This window comes from Flavobacterium noncentrifugens (assembly GCF_900100375.1).
In the GTDB taxonomy this organism is placed as follows: domain Bacteria; phylum Bacteroidota; class Bacteroidia; order Flavobacteriales; family Flavobacteriaceae; genus Flavobacterium; species Flavobacterium noncentrifugens.
This window is the reverse complement of record NZ_FNEZ01000001.1, coordinates 653,093-666,623: the sequence shown is the minus strand read 5'-3', so window position 1 is coordinate 666,623 and position 13,531 is coordinate 653,093. Positions and strand designations below refer to the sequence as shown.

The 13,531-nt window shown below is 40.8% G+C and carries 15 protein-coding genes; 5 read left to right on the top strand and 10 right to left on the bottom strand.

Features of this window, described 5'->3' with window-relative positions:
- Nucleotides 1-100 precede the first annotated feature (100 nt).
- From BLS32_RS02935 to BLS32_RS02920, 4 genes are read right to left on the bottom strand one after another with little or no spacing between them, the layout of a single operon-like run.
- The gene (locus tag BLS32_RS02935) at nt 101-1,021 is read right to left on the bottom strand and encodes an alpha/beta hydrolase (protein ID WP_091391788.1); all 921 of its coding nucleotides are present in this window, start codon (nt 1,019-1,021) and stop codon (nt 101-103) included.
- 8 nt (nt 1,022-1,029) lie between these two features.
- A complete protein-coding gene (locus BLS32_RS02930) occupies nt 1,030-1,494 on the bottom strand; it encodes a gliding motility lipoprotein GldH family protein (protein WP_170227518.1) in 465 nt (154 codons plus the stop codon).
- Complete coding sequence (locus BLS32_RS02925) at nt 1,491-2,474, bottom strand: YpdA family putative bacillithiol disulfide reductase (RefSeq protein WP_091391786.1); 984 nt, start codon at nt 2,472-2,474, stop codon at nt 1,491-1,493. Before BLS32_RS02925 ends, BLS32_RS02930 begins: the two co-directional genes overlap by 4 nt.
- Nucleotides 2,462-2,935 (bottom strand): CYTH domain-containing protein, encoded by a 474-nt coding sequence (locus BLS32_RS02920; protein WP_091391785.1) that lies wholly within the window; start codon nt 2,933-2,935, stop codon nt 2,462-2,464. Before BLS32_RS02920 ends, BLS32_RS02925 begins: the two co-directional genes overlap by 13 nt.
- 79 nt (nt 2,936-3,014) lie before the next feature.
- On the opposite strand from BLS32_RS02920, the gene BLS32_RS02915 reads away from it, so the two are divergent.
- The 3 genes from BLS32_RS02915 (at nt 3,015) to BLS32_RS02905 (ending at nt 6,774) form a co-directional block, all read left to right on the top strand.
- Nucleotides 3,015-5,090 (top strand): recombinase, encoded by a 2,076-nt coding sequence (locus tag BLS32_RS02915; protein WP_091392400.1) that lies wholly within the window; start codon nt 3,015-3,017, stop codon nt 5,088-5,090.
- 10 nt (nt 5,091-5,100) lie between these two features.
- Nucleotides 5,101-6,183 carry a DNA polymerase IV gene (gene dinB, locus BLS32_RS02910; RefSeq protein ID WP_091391784.1) on the top strand — a complete coding sequence of 361 codons (1,083 nt, stop codon included), beginning with the start codon at nt 5,101-5,103 and terminating at the stop codon, nt 6,181-6,183.
- A gap of 78 nt (nt 6,184-6,261) precedes the next feature.
- Entirely contained in the window at nt 6,262-6,774 is a 513-nt protein-coding gene (locus tag BLS32_RS02905) for a PAS domain-containing protein (protein WP_091391783.1), read from the top strand.
- A gap of 57 nt (nt 6,775-6,831) precedes the next feature.
- Here the strand turns inward: BLS32_RS02905 and BLS32_RS02900 are convergent, their stop codons facing one another.
- From BLS32_RS02900 to BLS32_RS02875, 6 genes are all read right to left on the bottom strand, one after another.
- Nucleotides 6,832-7,605, bottom strand: coding sequence for a Bax inhibitor-1/YccA family protein (locus BLS32_RS02900; protein WP_091391782.1), 774 nt, complete (start codon nt 7,603-7,605; stop codon nt 6,832-6,834).
- A 186-nt stretch (nt 7,606-7,791) separates the two neighbouring features.
- The gene (gene pyk / locus BLS32_RS02895; protein ID WP_091391781.1) at nt 7,792-9,222 is read right to left on the bottom strand and encodes a pyruvate kinase; all 1,431 of its coding nucleotides are present in this window, start codon (nt 9,220-9,222) and stop codon (nt 7,792-7,794) included.
- Between the two features lie 4 nt (nt 9,223-9,226).
- Entirely contained in the window at nt 9,227-9,715 is a 489-nt protein-coding gene (locus tag BLS32_RS02890; RefSeq protein WP_091391780.1) for an IPExxxVDY family protein, read from the bottom strand.
- Between the two features lie 114 nt (nt 9,716-9,829).
- A complete protein-coding gene (rnc, locus tag BLS32_RS02885) occupies nt 9,830-10,570 on the bottom strand; it encodes a ribonuclease III (RefSeq protein WP_091391779.1) in 741 nt (246 codons plus the stop codon).
- Nucleotides 10,571-10,576: 6 nt separating this feature from the next.
- Nucleotides 10,577-11,830 carry a beta-ketoacyl-ACP synthase II gene (gene fabF, locus BLS32_RS02880; RefSeq protein ID WP_091391778.1) on the bottom strand — a complete coding sequence of 418 codons (1,254 nt, stop codon included), beginning with the start codon at nt 11,828-11,830 and terminating at the stop codon, nt 10,577-10,579.
- Between the two features lie 175 nt (nt 11,831-12,005).
- Nucleotides 12,006-12,242 carry an acyl carrier protein gene (locus BLS32_RS02875; RefSeq protein WP_007137004.1) on the bottom strand — a complete coding sequence of 79 codons (237 nt, stop codon included), beginning with the start codon at nt 12,240-12,242 and terminating at the stop codon, nt 12,006-12,008.
- Between the two features lie 174 nt (nt 12,243-12,416).
- Here BLS32_RS02875 and purN point away from each other — a divergent pair, with 174 nt between their 5' ends.
- Entirely contained in the window at nt 12,417-12,986 is a 570-nt protein-coding gene (gene purN, locus BLS32_RS02870) for a phosphoribosylglycinamide formyltransferase (protein WP_091391777.1), read from the top strand.
- A 1-nt stretch (nt 12,987) separates the two neighbouring features.
- Entirely contained in the window at nt 12,988-13,467 is a 480-nt protein-coding gene (gene rnhA, locus BLS32_RS02865; RefSeq protein WP_091391776.1) for a ribonuclease HI, read from the top strand.
- Nucleotides 13,468-13,531 lie beyond the last annotated feature (64 nt).

The following is a 13,531-nucleotide window of genomic DNA, read 5'->3' as shown; positions in this document are numbered from 1 at the left end:
AATGACGTGATCAGGTACGTCGAACAACGTGATCAGGTACGTCGAACAACGTGGTCTAGTACGTCAACAACGTCGTTTACCAAGTTTTTGGCATTAAAAGCTAGTTACAGAATTTGTAAGCAGATGAAATTTCGTTCTTTTTGCCTGTTGGAACAATCGTGTGGTTTTGGAATTTCCTGCCGGCCAAAACATCATTTAGAAAAGCCAGTATCGGTTGTGGATCTTTTTCGAATAAAGTTCCGGCATATTCATGCCCGCCGCCACAAAAAGTGTACAATGATGCCGATTTATCCATTTCAATCAACTTATCATAAATCGAATGTGACCCGAAAAGCATCAGCCAGCCGGAAGCATTTGTTTTACAAAAGTGGTGCGATGCTGTACCATAAGGAACAGTGCTGTCGCCGCTTCCGTGGAAAAAGAAAGCCGGAATGACATTGTTTGTCGTGATTAAATTTAAATCCATAATGGCGCCAGCACCCGAAATTATTCCGGCATATTTAAAGTTTTCGGGAAGTTTAAGATCATACATTTTCATCAGGTTTCGATCCCAGAATGCCGCATGCAAAGCAGTTTCTGCCCCGGCACTCGATCCGGAAACAAATATTTTTGAAGGATCAATATTGAATTTCGAGGCATTTTCAACAAAATAAGAAGTCGCCAGCCACAAGTCATTCGCACCAAACTGAAATGCTTTTACTTTCTCTGTCAGCACGCCGTCACAACTGAACTTTTTGTTTTTCATATACAACGTGTAGTTGATCGTTGCTGCCGCATAACCGTTTTTTGAAAGGTATTCACAAAAACTGTTGCCGTCTTTACTTTGCCCGCCGCCAAATCCGCCGCCATGTACGAATAAAACCAGCGGTAATTTTTCATTTGATTTTTTCTCGGGGAGAAATAAATTCAGATCGAGTTTTAAAGTGTCATTTTGAAAATAAGTAATTGTCGTCATTTTCTGTGCAAAACCGATCTGAACTGAAAATAAAATGCTGAAAAGGATAAGGGAAAAATGTTTCATAGTTTGGTTTATTGGTCTTTTGAACGATTTACTACGATTCCGATTCCAAGTACATTTGGCAGATAATCATTTGTAAATCCATTGGATATGGAAACTTTATACTTTCCTGCAGCGAGTTTGGTATTTTCCAAAACCGCTTGCTGCAAATCGCAGTAATCCCCAGAACAATCGCCCAGTCCTTTGCCATTTGCATCGGTAATTTTAAGCAGGAAATTTTCAGTGGTAAAACTTCCGTCAGGATTTGCAATTTCCATTTTTATCGGAATGTTATTGAAAACGAATTCGTCTACATGACTAAAATCAAACAATAAATCATAGTTCTGATTGCCATCTGAAATAGTAAAATCAAATGTCCGCACATCCGTTTTCAGCCAACGGTTGTCTTTAAAATCGCGGTCAAATTTGTTATAAACGCGGTTTTTGTTGCAGGAACACAAGGCTAAAAACGTTATTAAAAAGAAGATTTTTTTCATTTTTTTATATTTTCTGTGAGGTGATTCACTATCATTTCGGCATGAACGCGCGAATTTTCTATAAACCATTTGTGTGTTTCCATACCGCCGCAAACCACGCCGGCGAGGTACAAACCGTGAATATTTGTTTCCATCGTATCTGGATTGTATTTGGGAACTTTTCGTTCGTCGTCTGATAAATGAATTCCGATTTTCTGAAGGAAATCCAAGTCTGGACGATAACCGGTCAAAGCGAGCACGAAATCATTTTCTAACGTAATTTTACCTTTCGGTGTCACAATATCGACTTCATTTTCGCGAATTTCACAAATATTCGATTCAAAATAAACTTTCACGCTGCCTTCGTTGATACGGTTCTCAATATCGGGCCTGACCCAATATTTCACGCGCTCGTTGATTTCATTTTTCCGGATGACCATCGTGACTTCAGCGCCTTTTCGATAACATTCTAACGCAGCATCGACCGAAGAATTGTTGGCGCCAACGACCAATACTTTCCCAAAAGCATATTCATGCGCTTCACGGTAATAATGGCGTACTTTCGGCAGGTTTTCCCCAGGAATATTTAAATACAATGGGATGTCGTAAAATCCGGTTGCTAAAACGACATTCGTAGCCGAATAATGGTTTTTATCGGTTTTGACCTGAAAGATTCCAGTGCTATCTTTTTCAATTTTCTCTGCTTTTTCAAACAACCGGATATTGAAATCAAAATACCGGTGGATGTTCCTGTAATATTCCAGAGCTTCGGCGCGGCCGGGTTTCGGTGCTAAGCAATTAAACGGAATGCCGCCAATTTCAAGCCTTTCCGCAGTTGAAAAAAACGTCATGTACAACGGATAATTAAAAATGCTGTTCGTTAACGCGCCTTTTTCAAGGATGATGTAATTCAGGTTTTTGCGCTGTGCTTCGATCGCACAGGCCAGTCCAATCGGGCCACCGCCAATGATAATGAGGTCGTACATTTTTATTTTGTCCATTCTGAAAACGGATTTTTGCTCAGGTAAGCATTGTAATACCGTTCGTCGTTGGTCACTTCTTTTCCGAGCCAGTCGGGTTTTTTGAAATCTTCATTTTCATGGTGCAATTCGATTTCTGCCAGTAATAAACCTTCATTTTCCCCGAAAAACTCATCGACTTCAAATGTGTGTTTACCAGATTTGACTTCGTAACGGATTTTGTCGATGATGCCTTTTTCGCAAATCGCAAGCAACGGTTTGGCTTCTGCCAATGAAATTTCGGTTTCCCATTCAAGCCGCGTCATTCCGGTTTCGTTGCCTTTTCCTTTGATCGTTAAAAATCCGCTTTCGCCTTTTATCCGAATGCGGACGGTTCGCTCAGGATCGGAACTCAAATAACCTTGAGCGATATGGTTTTTGGCAAAAGCCTGTGCTTTAAAATCAGACGAATTGACGAGGAATTTTCTTTCTATTTCAACCATTGGAGCACTTTATTTTATGAGCAAGTTAAGCAATTTCTGGGGTTCAATTCGTATTTTTACCAATTACAGCCGCAAAAAAATGAAATTTCCAAAATTACGATCCAAGCAAAAAGCCACGCCAGAAAGTTTTATCGCAAGCCATTGCGAAGGCGGAATTTCGTGGCAGAAAGATGAAGATGATCTCGATACTTTGGTCGAATTGGTACGGCTGATCCGTCCGAAAAAACCAAAAAAAATCGAAGCAATTGATTTAAGCGGACTGATTTCATTCTTAAAAATGCATCCCGTTTGCAACCGCCAGTTTTCAGAATACCTCAATGGTATTTTATACCATAAAAAGTTTAACAAATTCCTGTCGGATGCGGCAATGCTGCAGGATGTGAATTTTTTCAGGGAACTGCGGGCCCGGATTTCGGCTAAGATTTTACCGAACCAGCCTCAGAAAGACCGGATGGAATATGTGCTGAACCAGGTTTTTCATTTGGCTTCAGACCGCATTTGGATTGAAAAAATTCCGTTAGAACAGCTCGAAGAATTGTTTGATATTCTCGAATTTGACTCTATTTACAAAAGTACCGAGCCCGATTCGCCCTTGTCGGAAACACTGCTTGCCATGAACCTGATCACGCAAAGAATGAGCGGCCGCGCCATGGAAACCGACGTTATTAAAATGGTGCCGGAATTTGACGATCTCGAAAGCCCGTTTACCGCTTTTGAAATGGAATTGCTGCAAATTGAAGAGCGCATCCGAAGTACGGATGTTCATTTTATCTCAGCCGAAGATCTGTCCTACCGACAACTTTTGGTGCTTCATAAGCAATGTGAGGAATTTGTCGATAAAGCGTTTAGCAACAGTTCGAAATACGGCATTTCACTTCGGGTAAACCAAAATTTACTAAAAATAAGGCAACAATTAAAAAGGCTGGAAGTTTTGATTCCGCTGCTTGTAGTAGAAAGCCAAAAGGAAAAAAAAACCAACAGCATTTCGCTGGGATTGCAGCTCATTAAATACAATTGCTATAAAAATAACGTGCGGAAATTCATTTCTGAAAGTACGCAACTGATCTCCTATGAAATCACGCAGCATACGGCAAAAACAGGCGAGCATTACATTACCGAAAGCCGCAGGGAATATTTTAAGATGTTTTGGGCTGCGCTCGGCGGCGGATTTATCGTTGGAGTTTTGTGCATCATTAAAGTTTTGCTCGGGAAAGTCGATGCGAGTTTTTTCGGACATGCGTTTTATTACAGCATGAATTATGCGTTTGGATTCATCGCGATTTACCTGCTCGGATTTACATTAGCCACCAAACAGCCTGCGATGACAGCCTCGGCTTTGGTGCGTGCTTTGGAAGAAGGTGCTAAAAAGCAGGGGAAAAATGTGGAGAAATACGGTGCATTTTCGATTTTATTCGCACGTGTTTTCCGGTCGCAGTTTATCGCTTTTGTTGGAAATGTCATTATGGCTTTTCCGGTTTCGTGGCTTGGGATCTGGGCAATCGATCGTATTTTTCATTACAATATCGCTGCCACGAAATGGCATACTTTGATCAACGATTTAAGCCCGATTCATTCGTTGGCGATCTTACACGCTGCGATTGCAGGCGTTTTTCTTTTTCTTTCAGGAATTATCTCGGGAAGCATTGCGAACCGGGACAAGCACAACCAGGTGTATTTCAGGATTCAGGAACACCCAATTTTGAAACGGACATTCGGGCGGAAGAAAACGGCTAAGCTGGCCAAAATATACGAAAAGAAAGGAGCAGGCGTGATTTCGAATTTCTGGTTTGGCATTTTTATGGGAAGTACGGCTTCCATCGGGATGTTTTTGGGTTTGAATTTAGACATTAGGCACATTACTTTTGCAAGCGGAAACCTCGCTTTGGGATTGTATGGCGCCAATTATGCCGTCAGCCAATCAATGTTGGTTTGGGGAATTTTTGGCATCGGGATCATCGGATTGGTGAATTTTATGGTGAGTTTTAGCTTGTCACTCGGACTTGCATTTCGTTCCCGCAACATTTCATTGTTCGAATTGCGTTTTGTAGCCCAGGCAATCTGGAAACACTTTAAAAGAAAGCCAATTAGTTTCTTTTTTCCAACAGAAAGAAAGGAAAAATCGGCTGTTGAAGAAATTTACCTGAAACACGAGTAGTTTTTTAGTCATGGAAGAAGTCATCCGAAATCGAAAAATTATCCATGTGGATATGGATGCATTTTATGCTTCGGTCGAGCAGATGGACAATCCTGAACTTCGCGGAAAGCCTGTTGCCGTTGGCGGAAGCGAAAATCGCGGCGTGGTTTCGGCGGCGAGTTATGAAGCGCGAAAATTTGGCGTTCGGAGTGCGCTTAGCGGAACATTGGCAAAACGATACTGTCCGGAACTTATTTTTGTTCGCCCGAGATTTGACCGCTATAAAGAAATTTCCCAGAAAATTCGAAAAATCTTTTTTGATTATACCGATCTGGTCGAACCGCTTTCTCTTGATGAAGCTTATTTAGATGTAACGCAGAATAAAAAAGGAAATCTGAGTGCTTCGCTGATCGCACAGGAAATCAGAAAACGCATTTTTGAAGAAGTTGGGTTGACGGCTTCAGCGGGAATTTCGATCAATAAATTCATTGCAAAAGTCGCTTCGGATTACAACAAACCAAATGGGCAAAAGACGGTCAATCCGGACGAAGTCATTTCCTTTTTAGAAAATCTGCCAATCAAGAAATTTTACGGCGTTGGGAAAGTTACCGCAGAAAAAATGTACCAACTCGGGATTTTTACAGGATTGGACCTGAAAGGAAAACCGCTTGAATTCCTCGAAAAACATTTTGGAAAATCGGGAACTTACTATTATTATATTGTTCGGGGCATCCACAACAGTGAAGTTAAACCCGAACGCATCGCCAAATCGGTCGCAACCGAACATACGTTTGACGAAAACCTGACTTCGGAAATCTTTATGCTTGAACGGCTTGAAGTCATTGCAGGCGAACTTGAACGCCGCTTGAAACGCTACAATGTCGCCGGAAAAACTGTCACTCTAAAGATCAAATACAGCGATTTTACGTTGCAAACGCGAAGCAAAACACTGCCATATTTTATTTCAGACAAAAGCCTTTTGCTCGAAACAGCGAAAGAATTGCTATATCAGGAACGCATGAAAGATTCGGTGCGGTTGCTTGGGATTTCACTGAACAATTTAAATACTGAAGAAAAAAAAACGGTTGCCGTTCAGCTCAAATTCGACTTTTAAAAAGATTCAACATTGGTTAAATCGTCGTGATTTCATGCTTTGACTGGAAAATTAAATTATATTTGAAAAAAACCGGACATGAAAAATTTTTCAGACTACGATAATGCTGTCGCAGATTATTATAAAAAATCCGTGATGAATCCGGTTCCTGTACTTTCGTGGGAATTTCAGCAGCAGTTTACAAATGCGTTAAATTCAGTTCATGCCGACGCAAAGCGTTTGGAAAAACTCGCGAAAAAATTCCATTGGAACCTCAATTTCGACTTTGAATTGAAACTGCAGCAGCAAACGATTTTGGTTACCGATGCATCACTTTCGATCATTTTCGCCTCAGAAAATATGATTCGGATGAATGGATATAGAGAGTCTGAAGTTTTAGGGAAATCGCCAAAAATGTTCCAGGGAAGAGACACAGATAGCGAGGCTTCAAAAGCGATCCGGATGGCAGTTCAAAACCAGCAACCATTTGAAAACAATATTTTAAATTACCGCAAAAGCGGAACAACTTACAATTGCCACATCCAGGGTTTCCCGGTTTTTAGTAAGGAAGGAAAACTGTGCCATTTCATCGCATTTGAAACCGCTGCGTAAGTTTAGAACATAAAAAAGCCATCTCAATCGGATGGCTTTTTCGTTAATATTTTTCGGTTAGTTTCTGCTTGACAATTTTGAAAGCAATCTTAAGAATTCAACGTAAAGCCACACCAATGTGATCATTAAGCCCATGGCACCAAACCACTCCATGTATTTTGGAAGTCTTTGCTGTGCGCCTTTTTCAATTTGGTCGAAATCTAAAAATAAGTTCAAAGCCGCAATGATAATGACGAAAACGCTGATCCCGATACTCATCATTGAATTTCCGTAATGCACCGGTACAAAGCTCGTAAACATCGAAAACAACCAGGAAACCACATAATACGTTGCAATGGCCAATGTCGCTGCGATCACAACCGATTTGAATTGCTCAGTGACTTTGACGATTTCATATTTGTAAAGCAAGAAGCAAACAATAAACGTGACAAAAGTCGCACCGACGGCCTGGATCACAATTCCCGGATACATGGTTTCGAAAATTGCTGAAATCCCGCCAATAAATAAACCTTCAAAAACGGCATATCCCGGAGCTAGATAGCCTGAATATTGCGGTTTAAATGAAGCGACGATTACTAAAATCAAACCTACAATGGCGCCGCCAAATGCCGGAACGATCGGGTTTAATCCGCTGTAGGCCATAGACCACGTCACCGCAGCGCCTGCAACCAAAAGCAGCAGCATTAAAAAACTTTTATTCATAGTGCCAGAAATCGTCATGGTATCTTCATAGCCTATAACTGTAGCTTCGTGCACTTGTTCAGAGCCGGAAGCCGATTTCGATTTTAGGAATCTCTTGTCGCTTAAAAATGGATTGTTCGATTTAAACATGGTCTTTGATTTAATTTGCTTTCCAAATATAATTTTTTCTTTTGGAAAAGCGTGGTTTTAAAGAAAAAAAGCCATCACACGATGGATGGCTTTTTATAAAGAGATATTTTTAATTTACGATTTGCGAATTTTGATTTACGGACGCTTATCACGTAGATCGTACCTCTGAAACCGTACCTCAAAATGTTATTCGATTTCAGAAACACGAAGTGTATTGACCATTCCTTTATCAGCAACCGGCATCGCTGCGAGGTTGATCAGGAAATCGCCTTTTTCAACATAACCGCTTTCGCGCGCCATTTCGTTGATGTCGGTTACGGTGTCGTCGGTGCTTACAAATTTGTCATAGAACAATGATTTTACGCCCCAAAGTAAACTGAGTTGCGTCATGATTCTTTTGTTTGAAGTAAATACCAAAATGTGTGCTTGCGGCCTCCAAGCAGAAATCTGGAAAGCAGTATATCCGCTATTTGTTAACGTACAAATTGCTTTCGCTTTGATTACGTTTGCCATAGAAGCGGCGTGGTAACAAATGGTTTTGGTGATGAATCTTTTCGTACGGACTTGTGGCGTATTTTGCGGCACCTGGATTAGCGGAGAATCTTCAACCGCTTCAATGATCTGGGTCATTTTTTCGATGACCTGAACCGGATAATTTCCTACCGAAGTTTCCCCTGAAAGCATTACGGCATCGGCACCATCCATAACAGAATTCGCAACGTCATTGACCTCGGCGCGTGTTGGCGTTAAGCTCGTGATCATCGTTTCCATCATTTGCGTAGCGATAATTACGGGAATTCTTGCTGTTTTTGCACGGTTAACCAGTTTTTTCTGGATCAACGGCACTTCATGCGCCGGAACCTCAACACCCAAATCACCACGGGCAACCATCAAACCGTCACAATATGCAACGATCTTGTCGATGTTTTCAACACCTTCAGGTTTTTCGATTTTAGCTATGATCGGAATTTTATAGTCAGAATGTTTGGCGATCAAATCCTGCAATTCGATCAGGTCTTCTGCGGTCCTTACGAATGACAATGCGATCCAGTCTACTTTTTGTTCGATAGCAAAAATCGCATCACGAATGTCTTTTTCAGTCAAAGCCGGCAACGACACTTTTGTATTTGGAAGGTTGACGCCTTTTTTAGATTTCAACGGCCCGCCCTGGATAACTCTTGCTACAACTTCAGTAGTCCTGTTGGTTGAAACCACTTCGAACATTAATTTTCCGTCGTCAAGAAGCACTTTTTCACCCGGATTGACATCGTTTGGAAACTCTTTGTAGTTCATGTAGACTTTCTGGGCAGTTCCGGGAATGTCTTCGGCAGTCGTAAACGTAATCAAATCACCTTTGTTTACGATAACGTCTTCTTTCATCACGCCAACGCGCAATTTCGGGCCTTGTAAATCGCCAAGAATGGCAACGGTGTAACCAAATTCTTCATTCAAACCTCTGATGAGGTCGATCTTTTCTTTAACATCACTGTAGTCAGCATGCGAAAAATTCACACGGAAAACATTCACTCCGGCATCAATCATATCTTTAAGGACTTCTCTCGTACTGCAGGCCGGTCCTAATGTGGCTACAATTTTAGTTTTTTTGTTTGTTGGCATTGTATTAAAAAATTAAATTGTTTTTGGATTTTATTTTTTCGGGGTTAACCGTATAAACAGTTGAAATCTGGCTAATTGACTTGATATGCTGTATAATTTCATCGATGTCCAGATGGCCCTGATTGTTTTCTATTTTGAGGAAATAATCTACTTTTTTGAGTTCTGAAAGCAGGTACACTTTCGTGGCAATTTCTACATCACGGTTCAGGAAAAGATTTTGTCCGGTGCTTTTTTTATAAGTGATGATCTCGTTTTTATTCGGAACCAAACTCCATAATATGTCATTATTGTAATCGTTGAATACAAATTTGGAAAACAGCGCTTCACCTTCTTTTATGGTGACACCGATTTCATCTTTGCTTTTGGATAAAGTGACCGGAAGTTTCTGGTTGATAAAATAAGCAAGGCGATAATCTTCCAGGGAAGAATGAATTGCAATAAGGTCATAATCAACTTCATCGAATTCATCAAGATGTAACTTATGTACAGCCATATTTAAAATTAAATAAGCCGTAAATATAATACTTATCACTGAGAATAAACACGAAAAAAATAGTTGTTAACGATAAATTAGCAACGAAATCGTTATAGTTTTAAGAATTTCTATTTATTTGTTGTCAATTTTTTCCTGAAATGCAAAATAAGCGCGTTGCGAAGCTTTTTCTTCTGCTTTCTTTTTGGATGCGGCGCGTGCTTTTGCGACCACTTTATTATCGATGCTGAGTTTGACACCGAAGAGGCGTTCGCCCGAAATCCCGTTGTCTTCATACACATCGTAATAGAATGTTTTTTTCTCTTTCTGGCACCATTCAATCAATAGGCTTTTGTAGCTGATGACTTTTCCTTCGAGTTTCGAAATGTCTACATAAGGAACAATGACGCGCTTCTGGATGAATTTTTCGCAATACGTATAACCCTGATCGAGATAAATGGCACCAACCAATGCTTCAAATACATTTCCATGGATGTTTTCACCAAAATGCGCTACCGGAACTTTGCTTTCAATAAATTTGATCAAATTTAAATCGCGCCCGAGTTCATTTAAATGCTCGCGGCTGACGATTTTTGAACGCATTTTCGTCAGATAGCCTTCATCACCTGCTGGTGCTTCGTTGAATAAATATGCGGCAATAACTGAACTTAACATGGCGTCGCCCAGAAATTCCAAACGCTCGTAATTCACAGGATTTCCCGTTGTGTCAATTTTATTAGATGATCTGTGGGTGAAAGCTTTTTCGTAAAATTCAATGCGCAGCGGCGTGAATCCGAGAATCTGCTGTATTTCGGTAAAAAAAATCCCGGCTTCAGGAGCACGGGATTTTGAGAATATCTTTTTAATGAAACGCATCGCCCGTTAGTCTTCTAATTTCTTAAACAGTACGCAGGCATTGTGTCCGCCGAAACCGAAAGTGTTGCTCATGGCGACTTTCACTTCGCGTTTCTGTGCTTTATTCAGCGTCAGATTTAATGACGGATCGATGTTTTCGTCAACAACGGTATGGTTGATTGTTGGCGGAACAATTCCATGTTCCATCGCCAAAATAGAAGCAATTGCTTCAATCGCACCGGCTGCTCCAAGCAAATGCCCGGTCATTGATTTGGTGGAGTTGATGTTCATCGTTTTCGCATGATCTCCAAAAACCGCGCTGATCGCTTTAAGTTCTGCAACATCGCCTAATGGCGTAGAAGTTCCGTGTGTGTTGATGTGATCAACATCTTCAGGTTTCAGTCCGGCATCGCGCAACGTGTTTTTCATCACAGCGATCACACCGATTCCTTCCGGATGCGGCGCAGTCAAATGATAAGCGTCAGATGACATGCCGCCACCGCTGATTTCACAATATATTTTCGCGCCACGCGCTTTTGCGTGTTCGTAATCTTCTAAAACCAAAGCACCGGCACCTTCGCCAAGAACAAATCCGTCGCGGGTGGCGTCAAATGGGCGGGAAGCTGTTTCCGGGCTGTCATTTCTGGTTGATAAAGCGTGCATGGAGTTGAATCCGCCCATACCGGCAATGGTGATCGCAGCTTCAGATCCGCCTGAAATAATGACATCGCACATGCCCAAACGAATGTAATTGAATGCGTCAATCAAGGCATTTGCGGAAGAGGCGCAGGCAGAAACCGTTGTATAATTCGGGCCCATATACCCATTTCTCATTGAAATATGAGCTGGCGCGATATCGGCGATCATTTTCGGGATAAAAAACGGATTGAATTTCGGCGTTCCGTCGCCTTTGGCATAATACATCACTTCTTCCTGGAAAGTTTCGAGTCCGCCAATTCCGGCGCCCCAAATCACGCCAACGCGGTATTTATCCACATTATCGTTTGTTAATCCGGCATCTTTGATGGCTTCATCGCTGGCAGCTACTGCATATTGGGCAAATTTGTCCATTCTGCGCGCTTCTTTGCGGTCCATATAATCTTCGATGTTGAAGTTTTTGACTTCACATGCAAATTTTGTCTTGTGCTTTTCGGTATCGTAATAAGTAATCGGGGCAGCGCCGCTAACACCGTTAATGAGTGCCTCCCAATAGTCTTTAATGTTGTTTCCAATCGGAGTGAGTGCACCCAAGCCTGTTACAACAACCCGCCTTAATTCCATACGCGTATCTTTAAGTTATCAGTGTAAAACAAATAATACCCATGCTTTCTTCTATTATCATAAAAAAGACACAGGTATTACATTATATTATTTAATTGATTGAAAATCAATCAGTAATTTTTTTTAAAAAATAATAACACCCGCTGCTGGTAAAGCAAAACGGGTGCATACTATATTATTTTTTAGCTTCTTCGATGTAAGAAATCGCTTGACCAACAGTAGCAATGTTTTCAGCCTGGTCGTCTGGAATTTGGATGTCAAATTCTTTTTCGAACTCCATAATAAGCTCAACAGTGTCTAATGAATCAGCTCCTAAATCGTTAGTGAAGCTTGCTTCTGTTACAACTTCATTTTCGTCAACGCCTAATTTGTCTACGATAATCGCTTTAACTCTTGATGCAATGTCTGACATAATCTTTAATTTTAAAATTTAATTTGTTGGCAAAAATAAAAAACTTTATTTTAAAACCACGTTTTAGTTAATAAATCTGACTACTAATTTAGAAAAATTATTTCACAAAGGACGGCGATTTTTATTTAATATCATTTATAATCCTTTTTTTTGTGCTCACAAAAGGCCGCTTAAATGAAAAAAATTGTCCTGTTTGCATCCGGTTCGGGATCGAACGCCGAAAATATCATCAAACATTTTAAAGATTCAGATGTTGCTAAAGTTGTAGCCGTGATTTCGAACAATCCGAATGCAAAAGTTCTGGAACGTGCGGCAAATCTTCAGGTTCAGCGTTTTGTTTTTACAAAAGCCGATTTCGCATTGGATAAAGTCTTAAAGAAAATCCAGGAGATCAAACCCGATTTAATAGTTCTTGCCGGATTTTTACTCCAATTCCCATCGAATATCATCGGATTGTATCCCAATAAAATCATCAATATTCATCCGGCGCTTCTGCCAAAATATGGCGGAAAAGGCATGTACGGCATGAATGTCCACAAATCGATATTGGAAAATAAAGAAACTGAAACAGGAATCTCCATTCATTATGTCGACGAGCATTATGACAACGGCGACATGATTTTTCAAAAAACGGTTTCAATCGGAAACTGCACAACTCCGGAAGAAATCGCCCAAAAAGTCCACGAACTCGAACACGAGCATTTTCCGAAAATCATCGAACAACTACTAAAATCACAAATCTAAAATGTCTCATCAAGTCCACATTTTTACAGACGGTGCTGCCAAAGGAAATCCCGGAAACGGCGGTTATGGCATTGTCATGGAACTCGTTGGAACGCCGCATAAAAAGGAATTTTACGAGGGATTTCGTCTCACGACGAATAATCGGATGGAGTTGCTGGCCGTAATCGTCGGGCTTGAAAAACTCAAAAACCCGAACATGAAAGTTTTAGTTGTTTCCGATTCCAAATATGTGATTGATTCAGTCGTTAAAGGATGGGTTTTCGGTTGGGAAAAGAAAGGTTTCGTAGGTAAAAAAAATCCGGATCTGTGGAGACGCTTTCTCAAAATTTACCGCAAGCACGAAGTTGACTTTAAATGGGTAAAAGGCCATAACAGCCATCCGCAAAATGAACGCTGTGACGAACTTGCCGTGATGGCGTCGATGCAACCCAAACTTTCAATCGACGCTTTTTATGAAAATGAAAGCAAAAAACTGATTTAAATAGCTGCATTTCAGGCTTATAAATTGGCAAAACTTTACAACTTCCCGCCGTTGCAACTTTCAA